Annotated in this window: 30 protein-coding genes; 10 read left to right on the top strand and 20 right to left on the bottom strand. The window is 71.9% G+C overall.

Annotated elements, in window-relative coordinates; all coding sequences use genetic code 11:
• The first annotated feature begins 96 nt into the window (after nucleotides 1-96).
• The gene (locus L1280_RS01030) at nucleotides 97-771 is read left to right on the top strand and encodes a hypothetical protein (protein WP_253580158.1); all 675 of its coding nucleotides are present in this window, start codon (nucleotides 97-99) and stop codon (nucleotides 769-771) included.
• Here the strand turns inward: L1280_RS01030 and L1280_RS01025 are convergent.
• The 3 genes from L1280_RS01025 to L1280_RS01015 all read right to left on the bottom strand — a co-directional run bounded on the left by L1280_RS01025 (nucleotide 768) and on the right by L1280_RS01015 (nucleotide 2,351).
• Entirely contained in the window at nucleotides 768-1,181 is a 414-nt protein-coding gene (locus tag L1280_RS01025; RefSeq protein WP_253580157.1) for a carboxymuconolactone decarboxylase family protein, read from the bottom strand. The two genes, L1280_RS01030 and L1280_RS01025, sit on opposite strands and share 4 nt — an antisense overlap.
• 69 nt (nucleotides 1,182-1,250) lie before the next feature.
• Complete coding sequence (locus L1280_RS01020) at nucleotides 1,251-1,727, bottom strand: OmpH family outer membrane protein (protein ID WP_253580156.1); 477 nt, start codon at nucleotides 1,725-1,727, stop codon at nucleotides 1,251-1,253.
• A 126-nt stretch (nucleotides 1,728-1,853) separates the two neighbouring features.
• Entirely contained in the window at nucleotides 1,854-2,351 is a 498-nt protein-coding gene (locus tag L1280_RS01015) for an OmpH family outer membrane protein (protein WP_253580155.1), read from the bottom strand.
• A gap of 127 nt (nucleotides 2,352-2,478) precedes the next feature.
• On the opposite strand from L1280_RS01015, the gene L1280_RS01010 reads away from it, so the two are divergent.
• A complete protein-coding gene (locus L1280_RS01010) occupies nucleotides 2,479-3,114 on the top strand; it encodes a CBS and ACT domain-containing protein (protein ID WP_253580154.1) in 636 nt (211 codons plus the stop codon).
• Between the two features lie 56 nt (nucleotides 3,115-3,170).
• Here the strand turns inward: L1280_RS01010 and L1280_RS01005 are convergent, their stop codons facing one another.
• The 9 genes from L1280_RS01005 to L1280_RS00965 all read right to left on the bottom strand — a co-directional run bounded on the left by L1280_RS01005 (nucleotide 3,171) and on the right by L1280_RS00965 (nucleotide 10,752).
• Nucleotides 3,171-4,337 carry an aminotransferase class V-fold PLP-dependent enzyme gene (locus tag L1280_RS01005; RefSeq protein WP_253580153.1) on the bottom strand — a complete coding sequence of 389 codons (1,167 nt, stop codon included), beginning with the start codon at nucleotides 4,335-4,337 and terminating at the stop codon, nucleotides 3,171-3,173.
• Between the two features lie 188 nt (nucleotides 4,338-4,525).
• Nucleotides 4,526-5,584, bottom strand: a complete 1,059-nt coding sequence (locus tag L1280_RS01000; protein WP_253580152.1) for a WD40 repeat domain-containing protein — start codon at nucleotides 5,582-5,584, stop codon at nucleotides 4,526-4,528.
• Between the two features lie 69 nt (nucleotides 5,585-5,653).
• Nucleotides 5,654-7,282, bottom strand: a complete 1,629-nt coding sequence (gene serA, locus L1280_RS00995) for a phosphoglycerate dehydrogenase (RefSeq protein ID WP_253580151.1) — start codon at nucleotides 7,280-7,282, stop codon at nucleotides 5,654-5,656.
• A 43-nt stretch (nucleotides 7,283-7,325) separates the two neighbouring features.
• Nucleotides 7,326-7,967, bottom strand: a complete 642-nt coding sequence (aat, locus tag L1280_RS00990) for a leucyl/phenylalanyl-tRNA--protein transferase (RefSeq protein WP_253580150.1) — start codon at nucleotides 7,965-7,967, stop codon at nucleotides 7,326-7,328.
• Between the two features lie 42 nt (nucleotides 7,968-8,009).
• Nucleotides 8,010-8,420 carry a PaaI family thioesterase gene (locus L1280_RS00985; RefSeq protein WP_253580149.1) on the bottom strand — a complete coding sequence of 137 codons (411 nt, stop codon included), beginning with the start codon at nucleotides 8,418-8,420 and terminating at the stop codon, nucleotides 8,010-8,012.
• A gap of 23 nt (nucleotides 8,421-8,443) precedes the next feature.
• A complete protein-coding gene (locus L1280_RS00980) occupies nucleotides 8,444-9,571 on the bottom strand; it encodes a M23 family metallopeptidase (RefSeq protein ID WP_253580148.1) in 1,128 nt (375 codons plus the stop codon).
• Nucleotides 9,572-9,614: 43 nt separating this feature from the next.
• Entirely contained in the window at nucleotides 9,615-10,061 is a 447-nt protein-coding gene (gene dtd / locus L1280_RS00975) for a D-aminoacyl-tRNA deacylase (protein WP_253580147.1), read from the bottom strand.
• 1 nt (nucleotide 10,062) lies between these two features.
• Complete coding sequence (locus tag L1280_RS00970) at nucleotides 10,063-10,320, bottom strand: DUF1844 domain-containing protein (RefSeq protein ID WP_104991031.1); 258 nt, start codon at nucleotides 10,318-10,320, stop codon at nucleotides 10,063-10,065.
• A gap of 39 nt (nucleotides 10,321-10,359) precedes the next feature.
• Nucleotides 10,360-10,752 carry a hypothetical protein gene (locus tag L1280_RS00965; protein WP_253580146.1) on the bottom strand — a complete coding sequence of 131 codons (393 nt, stop codon included), beginning with the start codon at nucleotides 10,750-10,752 and terminating at the stop codon, nucleotides 10,360-10,362.
• Between the two features lie 355 nt (nucleotides 10,753-11,107).
• On the opposite strand from L1280_RS00965, the gene L1280_RS00960 reads away from it, so the two are divergent.
• A complete protein-coding gene (locus L1280_RS00960; protein WP_253580145.1) occupies nucleotides 11,108-11,728 on the top strand; it encodes a C40 family peptidase in 621 nt (206 codons plus the stop codon).
• Nucleotides 11,729-11,863: 135 nt separating this feature from the next.
• Here L1280_RS00960 and L1280_RS00955 read toward each other — a convergent pair whose 3' ends face one another.
• Together L1280_RS00955 and L1280_RS00950 are read right to left on the bottom strand one after the other, a co-directional pair.
• On the bottom strand, nucleotides 11,864-12,544 hold the full coding sequence (locus L1280_RS00955; protein WP_256487927.1) for an outer membrane lipoprotein carrier protein LolA: 681 nt from the start codon (nucleotides 12,542-12,544) through the stop codon (nucleotides 11,864-11,866).
• 58 nt (nucleotides 12,545-12,602) lie between these two features.
• A complete protein-coding gene (locus tag L1280_RS00950; RefSeq protein ID WP_253580143.1) occupies nucleotides 12,603-13,577 on the bottom strand; it encodes a hypothetical protein in 975 nt (324 codons plus the stop codon).
• Between the two features lie 109 nt (nucleotides 13,578-13,686).
• On the opposite strand from L1280_RS00950, the gene L1280_RS00945 reads away from it, so the two are divergent.
• The 6 genes from L1280_RS00945 to L1280_RS00920 are packed head-to-tail and all read left to right on the top strand — an operon-like array spanning nucleotide 13,687 to nucleotide 17,660.
• The gene (locus L1280_RS00945; RefSeq protein ID WP_253581053.1) at nucleotides 13,687-14,148 is read left to right on the top strand and encodes an LEA type 2 family protein; all 462 of its coding nucleotides are present in this window, start codon (nucleotides 13,687-13,689) and stop codon (nucleotides 14,146-14,148) included.
• A 51-nt stretch (nucleotides 14,149-14,199) separates the two neighbouring features.
• On the top strand, nucleotides 14,200-15,384 hold the full coding sequence (locus L1280_RS00940) for an amidase family protein (protein WP_253580142.1): 1,185 nt from the start codon (nucleotides 14,200-14,202) through the stop codon (nucleotides 15,382-15,384).
• A 29-nt stretch (nucleotides 15,385-15,413) separates the two neighbouring features.
• Nucleotides 15,414-15,653, top strand: a complete 240-nt coding sequence (locus tag L1280_RS00935) for a KH domain-containing protein (RefSeq protein WP_194165216.1) — start codon at nucleotides 15,414-15,416, stop codon at nucleotides 15,651-15,653.
• 11 nt (nucleotides 15,654-15,664) lie between these two features.
• Nucleotides 15,665-16,201: a ribosome maturation factor RimM gene (rimM, locus tag L1280_RS00930; protein ID WP_253580141.1), complete on the top strand. Its 537-nt coding sequence runs from the start codon at nucleotides 15,665-15,667 to the stop codon at nucleotides 16,199-16,201.
• 7 nt (nucleotides 16,202-16,208) lie between these two features.
• Entirely contained in the window at nucleotides 16,209-17,015 is an 807-nt protein-coding gene (gene trmD / locus L1280_RS00925; protein ID WP_253580140.1) for a tRNA (guanosine(37)-N1)-methyltransferase TrmD, read from the top strand.
• Between the two features lie 48 nt (nucleotides 17,016-17,063).
• Nucleotides 17,064-17,660 carry an LON peptidase substrate-binding domain-containing protein gene (locus L1280_RS00920; protein WP_253580139.1) on the top strand — a complete coding sequence of 199 codons (597 nt, stop codon included), beginning with the start codon at nucleotides 17,064-17,066 and terminating at the stop codon, nucleotides 17,658-17,660.
• Between the two features lie 212 nt (nucleotides 17,661-17,872).
• On the opposite strand, the gene L1280_RS00915 is transcribed toward L1280_RS00920, so the two are convergent.
• The 4 genes from L1280_RS00915 to miaA form a co-directional block, all read right to left on the bottom strand.
• Nucleotides 17,873-18,184 carry a twin-arginine translocase TatA/TatE family subunit gene (locus L1280_RS00915; RefSeq protein WP_253580138.1) on the bottom strand — a complete coding sequence of 104 codons (312 nt, stop codon included), beginning with the start codon at nucleotides 18,182-18,184 and terminating at the stop codon, nucleotides 17,873-17,875.
• Nucleotides 18,185-18,262: 78 nt separating this feature from the next.
• On the bottom strand, nucleotides 18,263-20,200 hold the full coding sequence (locus L1280_RS00910) for a serine/threonine-protein kinase (protein WP_253580137.1): 1,938 nt from the start codon (nucleotides 20,198-20,200) through the stop codon (nucleotides 18,263-18,265).
• Between the two features lie 128 nt (nucleotides 20,201-20,328).
• On the bottom strand, nucleotides 20,329-21,570 hold the full coding sequence (gene glgC, locus L1280_RS00905) for a glucose-1-phosphate adenylyltransferase (protein ID WP_253580136.1): 1,242 nt from the start codon (nucleotides 21,568-21,570) through the stop codon (nucleotides 20,329-20,331).
• A gap of 81 nt (nucleotides 21,571-21,651) precedes the next feature.
• Nucleotides 21,652-22,575, bottom strand: a complete 924-nt coding sequence (gene miaA, locus L1280_RS00900) for a tRNA (adenosine(37)-N6)-dimethylallyltransferase MiaA (RefSeq protein ID WP_253580135.1) — start codon at nucleotides 22,573-22,575, stop codon at nucleotides 21,652-21,654.
• A gap of 37 nt (nucleotides 22,576-22,612) precedes the next feature.
• Here miaA and L1280_RS00895 point away from each other — a divergent pair, with 37 nt between their 5' ends.
• Entirely contained in the window at nucleotides 22,613-23,002 is a 390-nt protein-coding gene (locus L1280_RS00895; protein WP_253580134.1) for an Hsp20/alpha crystallin family protein, read from the top strand.
• Nucleotides 23,003-23,072: 70 nt separating this feature from the next.
• On the opposite strand, the gene L1280_RS00890 is transcribed toward L1280_RS00895, so the two are convergent.
• The gene (locus L1280_RS00890) at nucleotides 23,073-23,738 is read right to left on the bottom strand and encodes a Type 1 glutamine amidotransferase-like domain-containing protein (protein WP_253580133.1); all 666 of its coding nucleotides are present in this window, start codon (nucleotides 23,736-23,738) and stop codon (nucleotides 23,073-23,075) included.
• A 134-nt stretch (nucleotides 23,739-23,872) separates the two neighbouring features.
• Nucleotides 23,873-25,225 carry an MFS transporter gene (locus L1280_RS00885; protein ID WP_371922856.1) on the bottom strand — a complete coding sequence of 451 codons (1,353 nt, stop codon included), beginning with the start codon at nucleotides 25,223-25,225 and terminating at the stop codon, nucleotides 23,873-23,875.

Here is a 25,225-nt window from a genome sequence, read left to right as displayed (position 1 = left end):
TCCGGCCCAGGCCCGACGACCCATCTCCTATTCATAAAGCCCCCGTCAAACTCATGAGGCTCAGAACTCATTCTGGTGGCCGAGGCTACAAAAGACATGAAAAAGCTTCTTGCCCTGACTGCTGCTGCCGCCCTCGCCACGGCGGGTGCCCAGACCACCACGACCCCTGTGAACGCGATTCCCGCCACGCCCATCAGCACGGGCCTGAGCGGCGTGGAACTCGGCCTGACCGGCGGCTACGCGGGCGGCCTGAGCGGCGAGGTGTTCCTGCACGTGCCCAATGTGGCCGGGCCTTTCGGCGTGAAGGCCGGGGTGGCCTTCGCGCAGTCGGACCGCCTCGACGACAACTACTCGTTCGGGGGCCTCGGCACCCTCGGCGACCTCAAGCGCGACTTCGGCCTGACCGAGACGGGCAGCGCGACCGTGTTCAGCCTCGACGGCACCTACGCCCTCGGGCAGGTCGCCCCCGGCGTGAACAGCCTGGTGTACGCGGGCGGGCGCTACGGCCTGTTCCGCGGCACGATCACGTCTCCCGACGTGAACGAGAGCACCAACTACGCCAGCAGCAACTTCGGCATCGGCGCGGGCCTGATGGCGAGCTACGCGATCGGGTCGAACCTCAGCATCGTGGGCGACCTCGGCATCGACCAGTTCTTCGGCGGCGCGGTCACCGTGAGCGGCGCGAGCAACGACGCCGGGGCCGCCGAGGGCATCTACCGCCAGCCCGGCACCGTGTTCAAGGCCCGCATCGGCCTCAAGACCGGCTTCTAACCCCCGCCTCCCTGCGGCCCCTCGTCCCTGACGGACGGGGGGCTTTTCGCGGCCGATTCCAGCAGCCCTTCGAGTTGCGTAAAGGCCGCCACCACGCGCGGAAATCCCAGGTACGGCACGCAAAAGAGCAGCGCCTCGCGCACCTCGGCCTCGGTCGCGCCCGCCCGCAGCGCTCCCCGCAGGTGCGTCTTCAGTTCCGGGGGGCTGCCCAGCGAGGCCAGCAGGGCACAGGCGATCAGCTCCTTGGTCTTCAGGTCGAGGCCGGGGCGCTCGTAGACCGTGTCATAAGCGAAGTCGCGGATATACGCCATCAGGTCGGGGTTGAGGCGGGCGAGCCGCGCGAGGATGCGCTCCTCCTGTGCCCCGAAAATCTGGGCGCGGGCGCGGGTCTGGTCGTCGGAGTCAGGCATGGCAGGCAGGCTAACAGCGAGCGGGGCGGCCCCTCCCCGAAGGAAGAAAGCCGCCCCGCTGAGCCGCGTTTACTTCTTGAGCGCCTTGACGACGGCCGGGGTGAGGTCGGTGGCCGACGTGTTGGCATAGACCACCACGCCCGACTGCGCGGCGACGCGGCGGTCGAGGACGACCGTGAAGCCGCTGCCCCGCGCCACCGAGGCCACGACCGAGTTCAGGCGGGTCTGGAGGGGCTTGAACTCCTTGGCGAGCCGGGTGTTGTAGTTCTTCTGGGCGCTGGCGAGGCCCTGCTGCGCTTTTTGGTAGGCCTGCACGTCGGCGGCCTTGCGGGTCTTCTGGGCCTGGGTGGCCAGCTTCTGGAGGCTGGACTGCTTGGCCTTGAGGTCGGCGTCCACCCGTTTTTGCAGGCTGAGGTAGCCCGCCGAGTTCGGCATCGCGGCGACCGCCTGCTGCACGTTCACGAAGCCGACGCGCGAGCGGGACTTCTGGGCCTGGGGCACGGTGCTGAGCAGGGCCAGCGGGAGGAGGAGCAGGGCATAACGCATGGGCACTTCCTTTCGGGAGGTGGACTTTCGGGGACGCTTCGGGAGTGGCGCTTCCGGAACAGCGGCTTCAAGGCGAGACCCCCGCCGGTGCGGGGGCCGTCAGCCTGCGCGGGGGCGGGGCCGCGCTTACTTCAGGGCCTTGACGGCGGCGTCGGTGAGGTCGGTGCCGTTCTCGGCAAAGACCACGAGGCCGCTGGTGGCCGCCACGCGGCGGTCCATCACGATGGAGTAGCCGTTTTGCTTGGCGACGGTGCTGATCGCGGTGTCGGCGGCCTTTTCGGCGGCCGTCACGCGGGCCTGCATGCCCTGAATCTGGGTGTCGTAAGCCTTGGCGCGGGCCTGAAGGGTGCCCACGAGCTGGGTGCGCTTGTCCTTCTCGGTGGCCGAAGCCTGAGCGCCCTTGGCGTCAATGTCCCGAATCTGCTTTTCCAGCCCGCTGAGTTCGGTTTCCGCCTTCTGACGCAGCTCGGTGAGCTCCTTGCCAACCGGCTGGGCGTTCATGATGCTCTGAACGTCCACGAAGCCGACCTTCTGGGGGGTGGTCTGCGCGTGCGGGGCGAGGGTCCCCAGGCCGAACGCGGCCACGAGGGCCACGGGAGCGAGCGCCTTGGCGTTGATCTTCATGGGGCGCACGCTAGCACGGTCTTTTCTGAGCGGCATGAAGTTCTGCCCATCTTGCTCACATGGCCCGTCAGCGGCGCGTCAGCCTGACGGGGGCTTCCATCCAGCGTCAGGAAAGGTAAGCTGAGTCATGCTTGTCCGCGACTGGATGACGCGTGACCCCATCACGGTCACGCCCGATACGCCCGTGATGGACGCCCTGCGCATTCTCAAGGAGCGGGGGTTCCGCCGCCTCCCGGTGATGGAGGGGGGCCGCCTGGTCGGCATCACCACCCGCAAGGACCTCAAGGACGCGATGCCCAGCAAGGCGACCACCCTGAGCGTCTGGGAACTGAACTACCTGCTGAGCAAGCTGACCGTCGCGGAGATGATGGCCCGACCCGTCATCACTGCGCAGGAAGACGAATACATGGAAGACGCCGCCCTGCGGATGCAGGAGCACGGGGTCGGCGGCCTGCCCGTCGTGGACGCGGGGGGCCGGGTCACGGGCATCATCACGATCACCGACGTGCTGCGGGCTTTTGTGGACATCATGGGGCTGAAAGAAGGCGGCACCCGCCTGACCCTCGACATGCCCGACACCCCCGGCAGCCTTGCCCGCGCCGCGCAGGCCGCGCAGCCCAGCAACATCATCAGCGTGGCGACCTACGGCCACAGCGCGGAAGGAGGCCAGGCCCACCGCCGCTTCGTGATGCGCGTGACGGGCGACGGAGCGCGGGACGTGACCACGCGGGTGCGGTCGGCCGGGATTGACGTGATGGACTGAGGAACCCCTCACCCCCTGCCCCTCTCCCCCAGGGAGAGGGGTTTTTGACGGCTTCCCTACCCCTCGGCCAGCGCCCGCCACGCCGCCGACACCGCCGCGCCGCGCTCAAAGGGCACCCCGAGGCTGGCAAAGCAGTCTTCCAGAATGCCCGCGATGCCCAGGGCGTCGTAGCGGTCGGCGTAGCCCAGGGTGGAGACGCGGAAGACCGTGTCCTCGTGCGGAGCCTGACCGGGAAGCGCCCGCTGGCCCATCTCCGCGAGGCGGGCGGCGACCTGACGGCCGGTCAGGGGCGCGGGCGGCCGCAGCACCGCGACGGCGGGCGAGGTGCGGGCGGCCCAGGCCGGGGCACCCAGCGCCTCCCCGGCGGCGTTCAGCGCGTCGGCCTGGCGCCGTTTCTCGGCCCACAGCACCTCACGCGGAACGGCCAGCAAGCGGTCGAGCGCGAGCGACAGCGCAAAGATCAGGTTGATGGCAGGCGTCTGGGGAGTGTTGCCCTCCTTCTGCCCGCGCAGCTCGCGGGTCAAGTCGAGGTAAAAGCCGCGCCCGGTGGCCCCCACCATCCGCTCCTGCACCTCGGGGCTGAACAGCACGAAGCCCAGGCCGGGCGGGGTCGCGGTCCCCTTCTGGCTGCCGCTGACGATGGCGTCCACCCCCCACTCGGCGGGCCTAAGCTCGGCCACCCCGTAGGAGGTGATGCAGTCGGCAATCACAATCAGGTCGGGATTCTTCGCCTTGGCCGCCCGCGTGATCGCCGCGAGGTCGTGCAGCGCCCCGGTGCTCGTTTCACTGTGGGTGACGAGGAGGGTGTGGGCGTCCGCACTGGCCTCGGCCACCTCCTCCGGGTCCAGCAGGTCGCCCCAGGGCTTCGAGACCAACGTGGTGTCGTAGCCCAGCCTCTGCGCCATCTCGCCCCAGCGTTCGCTGAACTTGCCCGCCTGCGCGTTGACGACCCTCGCGCCCTCCGGGGTCAGGCTGACCAGAGCGCCCTCGAAGGCCCCGGTGCCGCTGCTGGTGGTGATCACCGCGTCGTAGGGGTCGCCCAGCAGGGCCGTGAGCTTGGCCCGCGCTTCTGCCAAGGCCGCGATCCCCTCCGGCGAGCGGTGGTGCGGCTGCGGGCGGGCGAGTTCCAGCAGCACGCGCGGCTCGACCTCCACCGGGCCGGGGGCGATCAGGCGCTGGCGGTTGAGGGGCAGGTGGGGGGGCCGGGAGGGGACGTCGGGCATGGGGGCATGCTAGTTCGGAAGACAGCTTCGGTGCGCGGCCTCCTTAGCTCAAGCGGCGACCCGGCAGCCGGGGCTCCTCCATGACTCTGCCCTCAAGGGGACCACAGCAGCCCCCAGTCCAGAAAGACCACCCCGCAGACCAGCACGACGGTCAGGGCCACTGAAAAGGGCAGCCCGAATCCCATCCGCTACCTCGGCGGCGCCAGCGGCAGCAGCCGCACCCCGCCTTCCCCGTCGCCGCCGATCAGGGTGGTGCCGTCGGGACTCAGCGCCTCGGGCCAGCCGTCCCAGACGCGGGTAATGGCGCCCAGGGTGCGGCCCGTGGCGACCTCACGCAACTCCAGCCACTCGCGGCCCTGCACGTCCACCCCGGCGCGGCGCACGAGGACCCGGCTGCCGTCCGCGCTGAAGCCGACCACGCCGCTGGTGCCCGCGAGATAGGCGGGCGGGGACAGTTCCCGGCCGTCCGAGAGCCGAATGAGTCGCCCGCGCGAGGCCAGCATCCCCGTGCTGTCGGGGGTGAAGGTGCCGTAGCCCACCCCGTTCAGGGTGGTCCGCAGCGTCCCCGTGCCGCTCTCGAAGAGGCGCGTCTTCGTCTGCCCGCGGAACAGGGGCGCGAAGAGGCGGCTGTCGGGACTGAAGGGCAGCGCGGTCGGCTCGCCCCCGCTCTGGCTCGTCACGGTGGTCACGCGCCGGGCCGCCGTCCAGTCCCACAGTTGCGCGTACCCGTTGCGGTTGCCCGCTGCCAGCCGGGTGCCGTCCGGGCTGAAAGCGAGGCTGGTCGTCCCCGTCAGGCCGCCCGCGACGAGCAGCTTTTGAAAGGTGGGGGCGGACGCGGAGGTCTGGTAGGTGCTGAGCACCCCGACGCGCCCGGCGCGGGTGAGGGGATCGGGGGTCAGCGCCACGGCGATCCAGCGCCCGTCGTGGCTGAGGGCCGGGGGCACGTCCAGCAGGGCCTCGGGCGGCAGCATGACCGAGCGGCGGCCCTCGCCGGTCGCGGCGTCCAGCAGCCGGACATGGGCGCTGTAGCGGCCCCGCACCGCGACGAGGCCAGAGGTCGCTCCCGGTGTCACGGGCAGCGCGGCGGGGGCGACCCCCACCACCACGAGGGGATCGGGCGGCACCCGGCGCTCGCTCGCCGCCGTCTGGGCCTGGGCGGGCGCCAGCGCGAGAAGGGCCAGCAGGGGCCGCGCCCGCCGCGCCGTGGGGGGAGCGCCGCCGGGCCGGGCGGATGGGTCAGGCTTCACGCGGTCAGGCTAGCGCGGGGGCGGGGCCGGGAGGTGTGCGGGATTCGGCGTCCACGCCCCCGCGCTCCCCTACACCTGCACCAGATACGCCGAGTCGATCATGTCGAGTGCCCGGATGGCCCCGAGCTGCTCGGCGCTCAGGCCGTCGTCCAGCGTCAGGGTGAAGAGGGCCTGTCCGCCCCGCTCGGCGCGGCCCAGCGCCATGCCTGCAATGTTGACGCCCCACTCCCCCAGCAGGGCCGAGAGCGCGGCCACCGCGCCGGGCCGGTCCTGGTTGGAGGCGATCAGGATGAAGCCCTCGGGGGCCAGTTCGACCCGGAAGTCGCGCAAGCGGGTCAACCGGGGACTGCGCCCGAAGACGGTGCCGCCCACCGTGCGGGTGCGGGGGCGGCCCCCCTCGCCATGGGCGGTGACGCGCAGGACCACCTCGGTCTGGTAGTCGGGGCTCTCAGCGTCCTCGCGCACGGTCAGGGTCAGGCCGCGTTCGCGGGCGAGGGCGCGGGCGTTGATCAGGTTGGGCACCTCGTCGGTGCTGCCCGAGAGGTAGCCCACGAGCGCCGCCGTGACGACCGGCGCGGGGTCGGCGGGAAAGTCGCCCCGGAAGGTCACCTCCAGTTCGTGCGCTCCCGGCAGCAGTTGGGTGAGGATGCGCCCCAGCTTCTCGCCGAGGTCGAGATAGCCGCCCAGCGCCTCCAGGGTGCGCGGGTCCAGCGCAGGCGCGTTCACGGCCCCCCGGCTCACGTCCCCGTGCAGGGCGGCGAGGACCCGGCCCACGATCTCGGCCCCGACGCGCTCCTGGGCTTCCACGGTATTCGCGCCCAGGTGCGCGGTTACGCTGAGGTTGGGGGCGTCCAGCAGGGCGTGCCCCGGCGCGGGCGGTTCCTCCACGAACACGTCCACCCCCGCCCCCAGCAGGTGCCCCCGGTGCAGGGCCGCCGCCAGCGCCACCTCATCCACGATGCCGCCCCGCGCCGCGTTCACGACGACCGCGCCGGGTTTCAAGCGGGCAAGTTCGCGCTCCCCGATCAGGCCCCGCGTCTCCTCGGTCAGCGGGGTGTGAACGGTCAGGAAGTCCACCCGGTCCAGCAGCTCGTCCAGCGTGGCGGCCCGCTCCACGCCGAGGCGCCCGAACTTGTTCTCCGGGACGTAGGGATCGTGGGCGATCACATTCAGCCGCAGCCCTTGCGCCCGGTCCGCCACGATGGAGCCGATGCGGCCCAGGCCCACGATGCCCAGCGTCTTGTCCTTCAACTCGGTGCCCAGAAACGTCCGGTCCCACTGCCCCGCCCGCGTCCGGCGGTCCGAGCGCGTCAGGCCCCGCGCGGCGGCGAGCAGGTGCGCGAGGGCGAGTTCGGCGGCCGAGACGGTGTTGCTCTCGGGCGCGTTCAGCACCAGAATGCCCCGGCGCGAGCAGGCGTCAAGGTCGATGTTGTCCACCCCCACGCCCCCGCGCCCGATCACCCGCAGCCTCGGCCCCGCCGCCTCCAGCAGCTCGCGGTCCACGCGCGTGCGGCTGCGCGTGATCAGGGCGTCGTAGTCCGGCAAGCGGCGCAGCGTCTCCTCGCGCGGGAGGTTGCCCGCATAGTCGATCTCGAAGCCCGCATGCTCCAGAGGGCCAGGATTCATCTCGTCGCAGATCAGCACCCGCAGAGGCGCAGCGGGGGACGGGCCGGGACGGACAGGGAGCGGCAGCGTCATGCCCCAGCGTAAGTGTCCTCTTCCGCCGGAAGGCGGGGGCTGGCTAGGGCGTGATCGGCGGGCCGTGCAGGTCCACGTCCAGCGCCAGTGCCGAGTGCAGCCGCCGGGCGTACTCGTCGCCGCCCACCTCGTAGACCCCCAGCCGGGCGATGTGGGGGTTCTGAATCTGCGCGTCCAGCAGGGTGAAGCCCCGCGCGTGCAGGTGCCCGGCCAGCCGCACCAGGGCGACCTTGCTCGCGTCCCGGACGCGGTGGAATTTGCTCTCCGCGATAAAGGCCCCGCCCAGCGCGAGCCCCAGCACCCCGCCCGCGAGTTCGCCCTCCCGCCAGACCTCAAAGGAGTGGGCCAGTCCAGTCCGGTGCAGGTGCGCGTACAGCTCGGCCAGGGGCAGGCTGATCCACTCGCCGTCGCGCTCGGGGGACCCCGGCAGGCGGCCCCGGCAGCCCTCCACGACCTGCGCGAAGGCCGTGTCCACCCGCACCTCGAAGCGCCCCAGCTCCCGCCGCAGCCGCCGTGCCACATGTAGCCCCTCCGCCCCCGTCAGCGGCACCAGCGCCCGTGTTTCCACCGCGTACCACTGGACCCCGTCGCCGTTGTCCATCAAGAAGGCGCCCGACGCGTACCCCCGCGCGACCTCGCGGGTCAGGGGGTCCGGGTGCTGGAGGAAGTGGGAGGCGTCGGGCATGGGCGTGTCTGGAGGAGGCTCGGGCCACTCAGGGCCACGGACTCACTTCGGGTACAGCACCGCCTGCGTGCAGCGGAAGAGGGCCATGACCCGGCCCTCCGGCCCCCGCACCTCGGCGTCCCAGACCTGGGTGGTGCGCCCAGCGTGGACGGCGCGGGCCTCGCAGGTCACCACGCCCTCGCGGGCAGTCGAGAGGTGGTTGCTCTTGAGTTCGATGGTGGTGAAGTTGCTCGCGCCCTCCGGGAGCAGCATCCGGGTCCCGTAGCCGCAGGTCGTGTCCGCCAACGCGATCACCGACGCCGCGTGCAGAAAGCCGTTGGGCGCCAGCAGCTCGGGCCGCACCCTCAGCTCGGAGCGCAGCAGCCCGCGCTCGGCGTGCGTGAAGCGGATGCCCATCAGGCCGGGCAGGCGGCCTTCTCCGAAGGCGTTGAGGTCGTCGAGGGTGGGAAGCATGGAGGGAAGGTAGCAGCCCGGCGCTACCGGGGCCACAGCCGGTTCATCCAGCCCGCCGGATTCGTGCCCTCGCCGCGCACCCGCATCTCCAGATGCAGGTGCGGCCCGGCGCTCAGGCCGGTGGAGCCGACCTCCCCGATCTTCTGCCCGCGCGTGACCTTCTGCCCGACCTTGGCCGTGACTTTGCTCTGGTGGAAATACAGGCTGGTCAGGCCCGCCCCGTGGTCGATCACGACGAGGCCGCCGCGCACCGGGTACGTCCCGGCGATCACGACGGTGCCGTCGTTGACCGCCAGCACGGGCGTGCCCACGGGGGCGGGGTAGTCGGTGCCGTAGTGGTACTGCACCGGGCCGCCCGCCACGTAGGTGCGCGGCTGCCCGAAGGCGCTGCTCTGGGCCTTCACGTTCACGGCGGGAGCGAAGGGCCGCGTCCACACCTGGGGCGTGCGGCGGGCGTAGGCCTGCTCGACGGCGGCGTCCTCCGCCTTGCGGCCGGGGTCCTCGAGCTTGCGGCTGATGGCGCGGGGCAGGTTGAGGTACTGCACGGTCTGGTTCAGACCTGTCACCGGGATGCTGCCGCGCAGGGCCTGGCCCCCCAGCGCGACCTCATAGGTCACCGGGGTGGTCTTGCCCAGCACCACCCGCCCCGGCACCACGTACTCGCCCGCCGCGCCGACCGGCGTCAGGCGCTCGGCGGGCAGCCGGACGTTCTCGCCCACCTCGCTGAGAAAGCGCACCGTGACCTCGCCTGCCCGCGCCCCGCTGAGCCGCAGCACGAAGGCGTCGCCCATCCGCACAGTGGCCGGGGCCGAGACGGAGACGCCCTCCAGCCGGGTCACGCGGGTCAGGGGCGGTGTGGCCGGAACCGGGGGCGTGGCGGGGGGAGGCGTCGCAGCCGGGGGAGTCGCGGGGACTTGGGGCGGCAGCGGCGGCTCACCCGGCAGGCGCAGGGCTTGCCCGATCTCGATGGTGGTGTCTGCCAACCCGTTCAGGCGCTGCAATTCCGCAACGGTCGTGCCGTACTTGCGGGCGATGGAATACAGCGTGTCGCCCTTCACGACGGTGTGCGCCGCCCCCGCCGTTCCCAAGAGGAGCGCGGCGGCACAGAGGAGCGGCCAGGCCGGACGAACTGGAACGCGGCGGCGGGTCATGCCCGGCAGGATAGCCGCCGGGGACGGGGAACCGGATGAACCCTCAGGGCTGCGCCGTGTCCAGCACCAGCGTGACCGGGCCGTCGTTGGTCAGGTCGAGACTCATATGCGCCCCGAAGACCCCCTCCCCCACCGGCAGGCCGCAGGCCCGCAGCGCCGCATTGAAGTCGGCATACAGCGCACGGGCCTGCTCGGGCGGCGCGGCACTGGAGAACCCCGGCCGGTTGCCCCGCCGCGTGTCCGCGAAGAGGGTGAACTGGCTGACGCTCAGGACCCCGCCGCCGATGTCCAGGACGCTGCGGTTCATCTTTCCCGCCTCGTCCGCGAACAGGCGCATTTTGGCGATCTTGGCGGCGAGGGCCTGTGCGGTTTCCGGGGTGTCCTCCGGCGCGACGCCCAACAGCACGAGGAGGCCGGGACCGGTCTGACCCGTGACCCGGCCGTCGACCGTGCAGGTCGCGCGGGTCACGCGCTGCAAGATGGCCCGCACGCTAGTTGCCCAGCCGTGCCCGCAGGCTGCCGATCGCGTCCGTGAGCAGCTCGGCCTCCGTGAAGTCGAGGTTGCCGCGCGTCTTCTCGGCCAGCATGGTGAGCAGCCGGAGGGAGCGCTCGGCAGTCTGGCGGGCACGGTCTTCGGTCAAGAGGCCGTCGCGGGCGGCGCTGGCGGTCGCGGCGTTCAGGTCGCCGAGCGCGGCCTCGGCGGTGGCCTGAAGGGTGCTCACGAGTCCGACGAATTCGGGGTTGGGCATGAGGGGAAGTCTACAAAGAGGGCTGCCCGGCAGGAGGGGTTAGCCCTGCGCCGGAGCGCCCGCCGGGGCCGCGCCCAGCTTGGGGCGGTGGCTGCGGGCCTCGCGCCGGGTCTTGGGGTCCAGCCCGACGAGCAGGAAGAAGTTCTCCAGCGCATTCTCGCGGCCCTTGATCTCGGCGTGCTCGTGCTCGGGCGTGCCCGTCACGAAGGGCAGGGCGCGGTACAGCGAGAGCGCGTACTCGATCACCTCGTCGCTGGCGTGCGTCTCGGCGTACTGCCCGAGGTCGACATACAGCGCCCGGCGGCTCTCGGCGTGCTGCAAAAAGGCGTCCGGATGCGGCGTTTCCGGCGCCCGCAGCATGTCCTGCCGGGCGATGCGGCGGTAGTGCTTGAGACCTTGCAAGAGCTGTTCGGTCGTCATGGGTTCCTTCATCGGTCCTCCAGCCGGAGCGGCCTCCGGCCTGCTGTGCAGGGAAGTATAGGCGCCCCAACGGGGATCGGCGGAACCCTGCAGGGAAAGAGAGGGAGAACTGGAGGCCCAGCCCATTTGATGAGAAAAATGAGATATGCCACCCAGCAGGTACTGCCTGGAAACACCGTATTTACCGTCAAAAGCCCTCGATTTAAAGAAATGAGTCAGAATCTGAGAAACTTGAATCTGATCGGGCCTTTTTCCTCATTTCATCGGGAATGTGGCCGTATAAAGGCCGCATAGGCGCATAAAAAACTCGGTTTCGGCTGAGGATTAAGGAAAAAAGAATAAAGGCCCGGTAAACTCTGCCCTGTCGATGAAAGCGCTCCGAACCCTCCTGATTGCCGCCGCCTTGGGCAGTGCGCCCGCCCTCGCCGTCACCTACACCGTCAAGGCTGGAGACACGCTCTCCAAGATCGCCAGCGTGTACCGGATGGAACCCGCGCAGATCATGCGCCTGAACGGCCTGCGGTCCACCACCATCGAGATCGGGCAGCAGCTGAACCTGGGCAATGTGGCGGCACCCGCCACCACCGCCCGCACGGTGGCCCCGGCCGCGCCCCGTGGCGGCGCCTACGTGCGGGCCACCGCCTCGCGCTTCCTGGGCATTCGCTACGCGCTGGGCGGCACGGGTGGCCGGGGGGTGGACTGCTCGGGCTACACCTCGCTGGTGTTCAAGCAGCTCGGCATCAACCTGCCGCGCACGGCGGCCGCGCAGTGGCGCACGGGTTACGCGGTGAGCAGCCGCAACCTGATGCCCGGCGACCTGGTGTTCTTCAACACCACCGGCAAGGTCGCCAGCCACGTCGGCATCTACGTCGGCGACGGCCTGATGGCCAACGCCAACAGCTACCAGGGCCGCACCGTCATCGAGCCGCTGTTCGGCAACCCCTACTGGGCGCAGCGTTACATCGGTGCCCGCCGCGTTCTGAGCTAAGCCTCCCGGACCCCTTTCATTGACCGAGTGCCCCCGCCCGCGTGGTGGGGGCGCTGCGTTTTGGGGGCGAGCGGCAATCCACAAAAAAAGCCCCAGCCGGGGCTGGAGCTTGAAGAGAAGGGCCGTTGGGGTCGCTTACTGGCGAATGACCTGCGCGTCCTTGGGCAGCGTCTTGAGGCCCGCCACCGTCAGGCCGCTGTTCACGCGGTAGTTGGAAACGTTCAGGTCGGCCAGCACGCGGTTGCCGGAGCCCAGGAACTGGATGCGGGTGGGCCGCCAGCCTACTTCCGTGATCCACACGCGGGCCTTGTCGCCGCTGTTCTTGGGGGTGGCTTCGAGCTGGTAGACCTTGCTGCCGCCGGAGGTCGAAGTGCCCAGCAGGCGCACCGTGTAGTCACCCAGCAGGTCGGAGATGTTGCTGAGCTGCGTGAAGTCCAGCCCGCCGAGACCCGCCTGGGCGGTGGCCTTTTTGATGGGCGTGACCGTGATTTGGTTGGTGAGGAAGAGGTACTGCCGGACCTCGTTGCGGTCGGCCACCACGATGTTGTCGGCCAGCGCGTCAGGCGCATTGAACTGGATGCGGGCCACGCCCTGCGCGGGAATGGAGCGCACGGTCAGGTCGATCTTCTGGGCCTGCGATTCCAGGGTCGCGTTGCCGCTGAGGCGGAACGACACGTCCTTGGCCGACTTCTGGGCGGTTTCCACCCGCTTGAGGATGTCTTGCGCAGTCTGGGCGCCCGCCGTGGACACCAGCGCCGCGAGGGTCAGGAGGGGGAGAAAGTGCTTCACGTCCGGCAGTCTTCCACCCCCACCCATGAGAAGGGAGGGCCGAGGCTGATCGGGCATTCACGCCGCCCAGAGACGGTGGGAAGGGCTACTCGCCGGTGTTCTGGGCGCCTCCCAGCGGAAAGCGGTAGGTCGTCCGGACGCCGAAGCCCCCGGTGCCTCCCCGTACGTCGGCGCTCAGGGTGCCAGGGCCGAGGGGAAGGGCGACCTCCGCCCCGGCCCGCAGCCCGGCAGCGGCGCGGCGCCACGGCTCGTAGGCAACGTAGAGGCGCGTGGTGCTTTCCTCTCCCAGCAGGCCGGGGACGCCCAGGCTCCCCACCGCGCCCCAGCTCCCCGGCCCGGCGAGGGCGTCCAGCGAGGCGGTGAAGCCCGACTCGGCGGCGTAGGTGACCCCACCCGTGACGCCCAGCACGTCCGCGCCCGCCCGTGCCCCAAGCCGCAGGGTGACGCTGCCCGTGCGCTCGGTGAGGGGTTCGGCGTCTGGATCGTCGCCCTCCTCCGGCGGGAGGGTGCGGGTGAGGTCACGCCGCCACTCGGCGCCCAGCAGGGCGTGGGGCTGCACCCCGAACTCGCCCCCGGCGACCGCAACGAGGGTGCGGCTGACCCGGTAGCGGGCCGTCACGTCGGCCGCCCAGCCCCGCGCCCGCAGGTCGGTGGGCGTCAGAGCCCAGGCCGCGAGGGGGTCCACGTCGGTCGCGGCGGCGGTAAAGAAGCTCCCGCCCACGTTCAGGGCGACCGGCCCCAGCGTGCCGCTCGCGCGGGTGTCCAGCCGCACGCCGCCCCGGGAGGTCACGGCGGCCCCGCCCGTCAGCGAGACGGCCCCGGCGGGGGGCAGGCTCAGGCCGCCCGAGAGCCGCGCCTCCAGCGCCCGCGTGCTCGCCGCCGCGTCCAGCCGCACCCGCCCCAGGTTCACGTCCGTGATGCCCACGCGGGGCAGCAACCCGCCCGGCGCCGCGTACGACACGCCGAACTCCAGTTCCGCCGCGCCCGCCGCGCCACCCAGCAGGGCACCGACCATCAGCGCCCGCCGCACCGTCACCGTCCCCCAGCCCTGGCCTGTCATGGGGGCAGGGTACTCCGGTCAGGCAGGCGGCAGGCGCGCGGGGTAGCGTGGAGGAGTGAAGCGACTCTCCCCCCTCTCCCTCCTGGCCGCGCCCCTGCTGGCGCTGTCCATGTCGGGCTGTGCGCCGCTGGCCTCGCTGCCATCGGTGGTGCAGGTGCCCACCTTCGAGCTTCAGAGCGTGCGCCTGACCGGGCTGAGCCTGCCGGGGGGCGGGAATCCGGCCATGGCCTCGGTCACCCTGGGTCTGCGGGTGGGCAATCCCAACCCGCTGCCCGTGCGCCTCGCACGGGTGGACGCCCGGTTCGTGATCGACGGGGAAGACGTGGGGGCCGTCACCCTGCCCGGCGTGAACCTGCCTGCGCGGGGCGAGGGGCCGCTGGTCGCCGAGGTCCGGCTGCCTGTCACCCTGACGACCGCCGGGGCCTTCCTGCGGGTGGCGCGGGGGCAGGAGGTGGCCTTCCGTGTCGATGGCCGCTTTACCGCCGACCTCGGGCGGCTGGGCCAGCCCACCTTCGGGCCGTTTACGCTGGCGCAGGGCGTGTGGCAACAGCCAGCGATCCTGCCCTTTTGAGAAGGCCCTCAGCGCACGCTTCCTGACGTTGACGGCTGCTACCTTGCCCCCGTGACCGTGCCCCCCGACCCCTCCCCCAGCCCCGACTCCCAGCGGGCCTGGGCCTATCGCCCGGCCTCTCCCCTGCGCGGTGCTCCGGATGGGCCGCTCGCGGGGCTGACCTTCAGCGTGAAGGACCTGTTCGGCGTCCCCGGCTGGCCGCTGCGGGCGAGCACGCGGGCGCCCGTGCCGGAGGTCGGGGAGAGCGTGCTGGTGCGGCGGCTGCTGGACCTGGGGGCGACGGCGGTGGGCAAGACGCATCTGCACGAGGTCGCGCTGGGCATCACGGGGATGAATGGGGATGGGGGCACCGAGCACCCCTTCCTGCCCGGCCGTGCCCCCGGCGGGAGCAGCAGCGGGGCGGCGGTCACCGTGGCCCTCTCGCAGGTGGACTGTGCGCTGGGGACCGATACGGGCGGCTCCATCCGGGTTCCGGCGGCGTGGTGCGGGGTGGTGGGGTACAAGCCGACCAAGGGGCATCCGGCCTGGAGCACGGGGGGCATGCTGCCCCTCTCGCCCACCTGCGACCACGCGGGGCCGCTCGCCCGCGACGTGGGGACGGTGGTGCGCGTCCACGAGGCGCTGACGGGGGAGGCCGTTCCGGGGCAGGACTGGGCCGGGGTGCGCGTGGGCCTGTGGCTGCCGGAGGGCTGGGTCACGAACGAGGTGCGGGCGGCGGTGGAAGGCTTCGCGGCGGGGCTGGAGGCGCGGGGAGCCACCCTCTCGGCGGTGACGCTGCCCGAAATGCTCGACGCCTACACGCCCATCGTGCTGAGCGAGGCGGCGGAGGTACACCGCGAGGCGCTGCGGCTTCCCGAGCCGGGCTTCCTGCCCTTCACCCTGGCCTCGCTGCGGCAGGGAGGGGCGCTGAGCGCGGAGGAAGTGGCCGCTGCCCACGCCCGCCGGGAGGTGTACCGGGCCGAGGTCGACGCCCTGTTCGAGACGTGCGACGTGCTGCTCGCGCCCGCCGTTCCCACGCCCCCACCTCCTCTGGGCACGGACGAAATAGACCTGCCAGGGGGCCGCGTCCCCCTGCGCCGCGCCGTGCTGCGCCTGACCGTGCCCTTCAGCCTGCTGGGGCTGCCCAGCGTGGCCCTGCCGACGGAGACGCCATGGGTGGGCGTGCAACTCGTGGGACCGCGCGGCGAAGATGGGCGGATGCTTGGGCTGGCCCGGTCGCTGACGGCTGAGGGCTGACGGCTGACACCTCCCCTACAATGCCCCCCATGAAGACCGATCCCGTGGACCTGACCCTCTTTCTGGCGCAGAGCGTGGTGGACCAGCCCTCGCTGGTGCGGGCCTCGCGGCGCGGGCCGACCGTGATCGTGCGGGTCGGCCCCGGCGAGGAAGGCCGCCTGATCGGGCGCCAGGGCCGGGTCATCCAGGCGATTCGCACCCTGGTCCGGGCCGCGACCGATCCCGCCGACCGCATCAACGTGGACCTCGACGCGCCGCGCAAGGGTTGAGGGGTGGGCGCATGAATCCGCCGGACGACACCACCCGGCTGGGGCACTTCCTGGGGCCGCACGGCGTCTCGGGCGGCGTCAAGGTCTATGTGCTGGGCGACGCCGCGCAACTGCTGGAGCTGCCGCGCGTGTGGGTCGAGGGCCGGGGCTGGTTGCGGGTGCGCCGCGCCGACCCCCTCGCGCCGGGGGTGGCCCTGCATCTCGCCGGGGTGACCACGCGTGAGGGCGCCGAGGCGCTGCGCGGCGCGAACGTCTACGCCGCCGACGCCGACCTCCCCCCGCTGGAGGAAGGCGAGTACTACTACCACGAGCTGCGCGGCCTGCCCGTATACAGCGCGGCGGGCGAGCGGCTGGGCGAGGTCGTGGACGTGCAGGACGGCGGGCACCAGGACCTGCTGGTGGTGGTGCACGCGGCGGGAGAGGACTTCCTGCCGCTGCAAGCGCCCTACGTGGAGGTCCGGCTGAATGCCCAGGGCCGCCCCGAGGCCGTCGCCCTGACCGACGAGGCCCCCACCGGGCTGCTGGGCGAGGGGGCGGACGAGGCGTGAGGCCCGCGTGCTGACCTTTTCCTTCCTGACCCTCTTTCCCGAGCTGCTCGCGCCCTTCGCCTCCGAGGCGATTCTGGGCAAGGCGGCGGCACGGGGGCTGATCGGCGTGAACCTCGTCAACATGCGCGACTTCGCGGAGAACAAGCACCTCAAGGTGGACGACACCCCCTACGGCGGCGGCGCGGGCATGGTCATCCGGGTGGACGTGGCCGAGCGGGCGCTCGCCAGCCTGCCGCCCGCCGACGAGGTGATCCTCTTCACGCCCGCCGGGGAGCGCTTCACCCAGCGCACGGCGGAGCAGCTGAGCCAGAAAAGCCACCTCGCCTTCCTGTGCGGGCGCTACGAGGGCTTTGACGCTCGGGTCGAGACGCTGGTGACGCGCGAACTCAGCGTCGGGGACTTCGTGATGATGGGCGGCGAGGCGGCGGCGGCGTGCGTGCTGGAGGCGGTCGCGCGGCTGCGTCCCGGCGTGTTGGGCGACGAGGCCTCGCACCGAGACGATTCCTTTTCCAGCGGGCTGCTGGACTACCCCGAGTACACCCGTCCCCCCGAGTGGCGCGGCCACGCGGTCCCGGACGTGCTGAAGGGGGGCAACCACGGCGCGATCGGGCGCTGGCGGCGCGAGCAGGCGCTGGCCCGCACCCTGGCGCGGCGGCCCGACCTGCTGCCGGGGGCGGGCCTCACGCCCCAGGACAGCGCGGCGCTGCTGGCGCTGGGGGCGACCCCGGAAGCCCTCGCCGCGTGGGGCGCCCCGCCCCCGCCCGCGCCCCGTCGGAAGCGCTCCCGCAGGCCGAAAGGTGAGCCTGGTCTGTAGGCTCGGCTGACGTTCGGCTGCCCCGAAAGGCGCAGCATGGCCCCAGAGATGTCCTTGCCGCTCTTCCCCCTCCCCAACACCGTCCTCTTTCCGGGACAGGTGTTGCCGCTCTACGTCTTCGAACCGCGCTACCGCGAACTGCTGGCGCGGGTGCAGGCGAGCGGCGAGCCGTTCGGCGTGGTGCGGTTGCAGCCCCGGCTGGAGGGCGGCACGACCCTGCTGGACCGCATCGGCCGGGTGGGCACCCTGGCGCACCTGCTGGAGGCCGAGACGCACGAGGACGGCACGAGTTCCATTCTCGTCGTGGGGGGCGAGCGTTTCCGGGTGCGCGAGTTCGACCCCACCCACGCCTACCTCAGCGCCGAGGTGGACCTCTGGCCGCTGGACCCTGACCCACGGGGGACACCCGCCGAGGAGGCCACCGCCCGGCTCCTCCTGAGCGACCTGCTGCGGCTGCACCCGGCGGAGGCGGAGCAACTTCGCGCGGGCGCCCCGGAGGCCCCCCTGTTGCTGGCGAGCTACGCCGCCGCCCTGCTGCCGCTGGAGGCGGGGGAGCGCGAGGAGGCGCTGCGGGCACCCACCCTGCTCCACCGGCTCGACCGGCTGCGGGCGAGCGTGCCGCTGGGAGCCCGGGAGCTGAACTAGACCCCGCGCTTCCTGCTCCAGACGCCTCTCCCATATGGATTCCGGTTGAACAGTCTGTGTCACTGTTCAACCAGAGCGTCCCTGTCAGGCGGCGAAGCGGAGCGAGCAGGACCACGGCGGTGGCCGGCAAAGCGCCGGTGGAGCAACGGAGTAGACGACAACCCTAGCCACCCCTGCTGGGTCGATTGCCCGTCCCGTGGACCAAGCGTGAACTAGGAGCGGGGCGGCAGCACGTCGGCGGCGGGGCGGGGGGCCGAGGCCTCGGCTTCGGCGGAGGGGGCCACGACGGGCGGCACCACCGCCTGGGCGACCACGGTCTGGACCGGGGCGGGGCCGGGGCCAGCGGCGGGCGGGGTCTCGCGCAGGCTGCCTTCGAGTTCTTCCTTGAGGCCCTGGGTGCCCCGGCGGAACTCGCGGATGCCCGCGCCGAGGCTCTTGCCGAGTTCGGGCAACTTGCGCGGCCCGAAGACCAGCAGGGCGATCACCAGAATGACGAGGAGTTCAGCGGGTCCGATGTTGGGCATGGAAGACCTCCAGCGGGCAGTGTACGCCGGGCCGGTGAAGGCAAACGTCATAGGGGCCGGGTTGACCGGAGGACGCAGCTACGCGCCCTCCTCCCCCTCCCGGTAGGCCCGCAGCGTCCCGTTCATGAAGGCGACGTACAGCGTCCCGGCGGCGGCCAGCGGCGTCGCCTGCACGCCCTCGCGCTCGCGGCGGCGCCAGCGCACAGCTCCGGTCTGAATGTCGAGGGCGGCGAGTTCGCCCCCCTCAGACGCCAGGAAGACCAGGCCCGCGCTCACGACCGGGCTGGCGGTCACGCGGCCCTCCAGCGTGTGTGCCCACACATCCTCGCCGTCCGTGAGCCGCAGCGCCCGCACGGTGCCGCCCCAGCCCGCGACCAGCGCGAGGTCGGCGGTGAGCGCGGGGGCGGCCCAGATCTCGTCCTCCAGGTCGTAGGTCCAGAGGGTCGGCTCCGGGCTGTCCAGCACGGCGCGGCCCCCGTCCGCCCGCAGGGAGAGGGCGTGAACCTCGCCGGGCCAGGTGGGGACGAGCAGGGTGGCGCGGCCCGGCGCGGTGGGGCGCAGGGCGGGGGTGGCGTGGACGGTGCCGACCTCGACCTTCCACAACGGGGTGCCTGTTCGGGCGTCGAGGGCGTGCAGCCAGCCGTTCTCGTCACACAGCAGCGCGGCGCCCGCCCACACGACCGGCGAGGCGGCGACCGGCCCCCCCGCCCGGTACGCCCAGGCGAGGTCCCCGGTGCGGGCGCTGAGCGCGTGCAGGTGCCCGTCGCGGCTGGCGGCCAGGACCCGCCCCCCCCACAGGGTCGGGGCGCCCGTGAACTCGGCGCGGGCCTGATGCTCCCAGACCTGCTCGCCGCCGCGCAGCCGCACCCGCCGCAAGGTGCCGTCCCAGGCGCCGTACAGGATGTCCCCGCCCACGAAGGTCGCCGGGGCCGTCACCTCGTCGCGGGCGGCGTGGGTTGCGTAGGGCCGCCCGGAGGTGTGCATCAGCACGAGCTGCCCGCCCCGCGTGCCCACCGCGAGCAGGTCGCCCTCGCCCACCACGGCGGCGGGCCAGGTCACCTCGCCGGGGAGGGGGACGCTCCAGGCTTCGGTCAGGTTGCCCACGCGGGCCGGGCCGTCGGGGTGCTCGCCCGTGCGGGTGCGCCCACCCCGGTACTGGCCCCGCGCGTGGGCGGTCCAGACCTCGCGCCGGGCCAACGCCCACAGGTGCGCGGCGGCCTCGCCGCTCTCGGGCCGTTCTTCCGGGTTCTTGGCGAGGAGCGCGAGCAGCACCCGCGCCACCGCGTCGGGCACGGCGGGATTGAGGTCACGGGGGTCGGGCGGCGGCTCGTAGACATGCTGAAAGAGGACGCTCTGGTCGCTGTCCCCGACAAAGGGCGGCGACCCGCAGGCCACCCGGTACAGCACGGCGCCCAGCGCGTAGAGGTCGCTGCGTGGCCCCACCCCCGACCCCCGCGCCTGCTCGGGGGCCATGTAGGCGGGCGTGCCCAGCGTGACCCCGCTGCGGGTGAGGTGACGGCTGTGTTCGGAGAGGGCCACCAGCCCGAAATCCATCAGCCGGGGCATCCGGGCCTCGTCCAGCAGCACGTTGCCGGGCGTGAGGTCGCGGTGGATGATCCCCTGCGCGTGGATAAAGCCCAGCGCCCGCGACGCGAAGCCCGCCGCCGTGAGAAAAGGGGTCAGCGACGCGGGCGAGTCCTCCAGCGGCCCCAGCGCCGTGATCGGCCCGGCCAGCAGCGGCATGGTGAAAAAGGCGCGGGCGGGGCCTCCCCCCTCCCCCGGCATCTCCCCCAGGTCGAGGACGGGCACCACGCCGGGATGCGAGAGGCGGGCGAGCGTGCGCACTTCCCGCAGAAAGCGGGCGCGGTCGCCGTCGGGCAGGTGGGGGTGCAGCACCTTGACCGCCACCTCGCGGCCCAGGTGGGTGTCCTCGGCACGGTAGACGCGGGCGCTGCCGCCCTCGCCCAGCAGGGCGTGCAAGCGGTAGCGCCCCCCCACCTCCGCGCCGACTTCCATCAGGGGGAAGCATAGCGGAGGGCGGGGGGTCAACTCCTTAACCCCTCAGTCCGCTTCGCGGCCCGCTCCCCAAGGCACTTGCAAAACTGTGAAGCAGAGAGGTGCTTCGAGGGTCACGCGCAACACGCTCAGAAGGTGTAACTCTTGGGCACCACCACCACGCCATTCTCGGTGACCGTAAAGCCGCGTGCCCGGTCCTCCTCATGGTCCACGCCGATCTTGGTGCCGGGCGGAATGGTCACGTCCTTGTCCACGATCACCCGGCGCAGGTGCGAGTGCCGCCCCACGACCACGTCGTCGAACAGCACGCAGCTTTCCACGAGCGAGTACGAGTGGATATGCACGTTGCGGCTGAGGATGGAGTCGCGCACGGTTCCGCCGCTGACGATCACGCCCCCGGCGAGGCTGGAGTTGAAGGCCTGCCCCTTGCGGCCCTCGGACTCGTGGACGAACTTGGCGGGCGGCGAGAACTCGCTGCTGGTCCGCAGCGGCCACTGCGGGTTGTAGATGTCGAACTCGGGGTTCACGCTCACAAGGTCGAGGCTGGCGTCGAAATAGGCGTCGAGCGTCCCCACGTCACGCCAGTAGAGGTTCGGCCCCTGCTGGCCGGGGATGGGATTCTTGTGAAAGTCGTAGGCCTGCACGGAGTAGCCGTCCGCCAGCGCCCTGGGAATCACGTCCTGCCCGAAGTCGAAGCCATCCTCCTGCCCGCTGATGGAGGTGTGCAGCAGTTCTTCGAGCGCCCGGCGCGAGAAGATGTAGTTGCCCATGCTGGTCAGGGTGGTGTCGGGGTCGCCGGGCATGCCGGGCGGGTCGGCGGGCTTTTCCAGAAACTCGGTGACCCGGCCCCGGTCGCCCACATGCATCACGCCGAAGCGGTGCGCTTCCGAGCGCGGCATCGGGTAGGCCGCGATGGTGACGTCCGCGCGGGCGTCGATATGCGACTGGAGCATGTGCTCCACGTTCATCTTGTAGATGTGGTCGCCCGAAAAGATCGCCACGTAGTCGGCCTCGAAGTTGTCCACGAGGTGCAGGTTCTGGTACACGGCGTCGGCGGTGCCCCGGTACCACACCGCGCCGAGTTCCTCATAGCGGTACATCTGCGCGGGGACCAGCGTGATGAAGTAGTCCTGCAGGAAGGTGCCGAAGCGCCAGCCGCGCTGGATATGCTCGGTGAGGCTCTGCGCCTTGTACTGGGTCAGCACGTAGATCGAAAAGACGCCCGAGTTGATGAAGTTGTTGATCGCGAAGTCGATGATGCGGTACTTGCCGCCAAAGGGCACGGCGGGCTTGGACCGTTTGAGGGTCAGGGGCGCAAGGCGCGAGCCCTGCCCCCCAGCCAGAATCATTCCCAGAACGCGTGGTTTCATGGCGGGCCTCCTGCGGGTCCAGAGGGGATGAGGAGAGAAGTGACCCGTCTAGTCTAGCTGCCGCGCCCGCTGGGGCCGACTTTAGAGGACCTCCACGTCCAGGTGCCGGGCGAGGCTCGCCGCCGTCTCCCCCGGCCCGCCGACGTCCGCGCCGAGCTGGGTGCGCATCCAGGTGAGCTGGCGCCGGGCATAGCGCCGGGTGGCGAGGGTGATGCGGGCGGCGGCCTCCTGGGGGGTCAACTCGCCCCGTGCGGCCGCGAGCGCTTCCGGGTAGCCCAGCGCCTGCCAGACGGTGGGGCGCGGCCCGGTATCCGGGGGGACCTGGGCGGCCAGCCACGCCGCCTCCCCCGGCCAGCCGCCCGCGAGCATCTCCCCCACCCGCGCCGCGATGCGGGCTTCCAGCTCCGGCCAGGGCCGGGTGAAGGCGAACACCTGGTAGGCGAAGCGCGGCGGGCTGTACCCGAACTCGCCTGGAAAGCGCCCGGTGCGGCGGTAGACCTCCAGCGCCCGCACCACCCGCCGGGGGTTGCCCTGCATCCGCCCAGCCTCCTGGGGGTTGACGCGGGCGATCTCGGCCAGCAGCGCGTCTACCCCCCGCGCAGCCAACTCACCCTCCACCTCCGCCTGCACCGCGCGGTCGGCGGGCGGGGTCAGCGGCAGGCCGCGTATCAGGGCGGACAGGTAGAAGCCCGTGCCGCCCACGACGAGCGGCACCCGGCCCCGCGCCCGGATATCGGAGATCGCCGCCTCCGCCTCCCGCACGTAGCGGGCCACGTCGTAGCTCTCCGGTACGTCGGCCACGTCGAGGAGGTGGTGGGGCACCGCAGCCCGGTCCGCCGCCCCCGGCTTGGCGGTGCCGATGTCCAGCCCCCGGTACACGGTGAAGGCGTCGGCCGCCACGATCTCGACCGGACGGGTCGCCGCGAGGGCGAGAGCCAGGGCACTTTTGCCCGCTGCGGTGGGCGCGGTCAGGATGGGAACGGGGCGGGACGGGGCGGACGTCACACGCGCGAGTTTACGGCCCGGTGCTACCGTGGGGGGCATGAACGAACCCGTCCTCGCCCGGTTGCAACAGCTGATGACCCTGCGGGAGGAGGTCGAGACGCTGGGCACCCTGGGCGGTCCCTGGACCCCGCCCGCCGACTGGGTGGACGAGGACACCCACCTGCGGCTGCTGCTCGACGTGCCCGGCGTGGACCCGGAGAGCCTGGAGATGCACGAGGAGGGCGGGGCCGTGACCGTCGCGGGCCGCCGCGAGGCCCCCGCCCGGCTGCTGCACGGCGAGCGCCCCGGCGGCACCTTCAGCCGCACCCTGACCTTTCCGGAAGCGGTCGTGCCCAATTCCGGCGAGGCGCAGCTCGCGGCGGGCGTCCTGAGCGTGCGCTTCGAGAAGCGGCACCCGACGATCGAGGTGGCGACGCGGGAGGGGTAGGAGCCGCCCACGGCACCAGGTCAGGACGTTGACGCTGAGGCCCTGCAGCAAGGGCAGTGATTGCCGTCCTCTAGGGCGTCAGGCGCTTCCAGTCTCCCTCGGAGACCACCTCGACAGAGTCGCCCACCACTTTGATGGCGGTCTGGTCGTCAATCGCGTAGCACGGCACCGTCATATCCGCTGCCCAACGCTCTGCGGCGGCCAGGGTGTTGCCAGGCAGCAGCTCGTGGTTCAGATGCGGGAAGATCGAGAAGTCCACGACCCCGAGGGTGCGGTCGTCTGGCGCAGAAGGCCATTCGACGAAATACGGTCCGATCCGGGGCGTCATCACCATGCTTCCGGCACTGAGGCCGACCCAGACCATGTCGGGCAGCGAGGGCAGAAGCTCGGCCAGCCCGGATTCCCGCATCCAGTGGCTCAGGTAGGTGGCGTCTCCACCATCCACCAGCAGCACGTCGGCCTCCCGGACCCACGGCACCCACCGGTCCCGGCCGATGCTCGGAAGCGCGGTGAGCTCGAGGAGGCCCACCGATTTCCAACCCAGACCGCCCAGGGCCGACGGAGTCTGGTCGGTCATGAAGCGCCGTGCCGAGACGGGGCCGCACATCGGGTGCCCCCACTGCGCCGTCGGGATACACAGGGCGCTGGACTCGGCGATCGGCTTGCCCAGCAGGTTTACCAGCGCGTCTCGGATGCTCCTGTTGGTGATGCCGCCGGAAGTGAGCAGAAGGTTCATGGGGGTTCTCCTGACTGATTCTGGACGCTCGAAGCCGGGGGGCTCGTCGTCCACGTCCATCGGCGGACCTGAGGGAGCACCGCGCTTCCTGTCCATATTGTGGATGCTGAGCAAGCTCTGAGGGAGGGTGGCCCCTACCCTCGCCGCAGCCGCCCCGCCGCCAGCCACCCCAGGAGCGCCGCCAGCAGCGTGACCCCAAAGGCGAGCGTAAAGGCCCGCTCCAGCGGCAGCCGGGCGATCAAGGCCCCACCCACCCCGGCAGCGACGGCCACCATCAACACCTCGATGTTGGCGAGTTGCCCGGAAAGCCGCCCCGACTCGCCGGGATCGGCGGCGGCCAGCGCGTACAGGCTGTTGCTGTTGTAGCCCACCCCCATCCCCAGGCAGGCGAGCACCCACGCCGGGTAAACGGCCCACAGCGGCAGCCCCCCCAGCACCGCCAGGGCGCTGGCGAGCAGCCCGGTCGCCATCAGCCCCAGGCCCACCCGCACCCGCAGGGGTCGGGACTCGGCCCCCAGACGGCGCTCGACCTGCGCCTGGACCCACGACCCCAGCGTCCAGGTGGCTCCCCCCAGGCTCAGGACCCAGCCCGCCGCCGTCAGCGAGAGGCCGCGCAGCTCGTGCAGCGCCAACGGCAGGAAGGAGTTGGCCCCCAGCAGCGCGAAGGCCGCCAGCCCCCGCACCGCGAGTGCCGTAGGCAGACCCCCCGCGAACCGCAGCAGCCCCGCCGGAAAGAGGCGGCGGGCGGTCAACACCACCCCGGCCACGCCGAGCGCCACCAGTCCCGCGCCCAGCAGCCCCGGCGACCGCAGCCCCTCCACCAGCGCTCCCGCCGAGAGCGCCAGCCCCAGGGCAGGCCACAGCAGGGCCGTCTGCGCCCCGCTCCCCGCCGCACGGGGGGCCGGACCCCGCAGCGGCCACAGGCACAGCGGCGCGACGAGCGCGAGCACCGGCACCAGCCCCCAGAACACCGTGCGCCACGACCACAGGTCCGCGATCAGGCTGGCGATCAGTGGCCCGACCAGCGCGGGCAGGAGCCACGCCGAGGACACGGCGGCGAGCATCCTGGCCCGCTGCGCTTCCGGGTAGCGGGTCGTGATCACCGCGAAGGGCAGCGCCCCCAGCCCCCCGGCCCCCAGGCCCTGAATCAGCCGCCCCAGCACGAACACGGACATGGTGGGGGCCAGCCCGCCCACCAGCAGCCCCCCCGCGAACACCGCGAGCGAGAATCCGGCCCCCCACATCAGCCCCCGGCGGTCGCCCAGCACGCCGCCCAGCACGGCCCCGAACAGGCTGGAGAGCAGAAAGGCGCTCGACGCCCAGCCGTACAGGCTCAGGCCCCGCAACTCGTCCGCCACGCGCGGCAGCACGGTGCCCACCGCCATCGACTCGAAGGCCACGACGAGCACGGTCAGCAGCAGTCCGGCCCCCAGGGTGCGGGGCGGGGCGGGCGCGGGGACGGCGGAGACGGCAGACACGGGGCGCAT

The sequence above is a fragment of the Deinococcus sp. HSC-46F16 genome (genome assembly GCF_024171495.1).
In the GTDB taxonomy this organism is placed as follows: domain Bacteria; phylum Deinococcota; class Deinococci; order Deinococcales; family Deinococcaceae; genus Deinococcus.
Note: the sequence above shows the minus strand (reverse complement) of the source record. Positions and strands in the feature narration are given on the sequence as shown.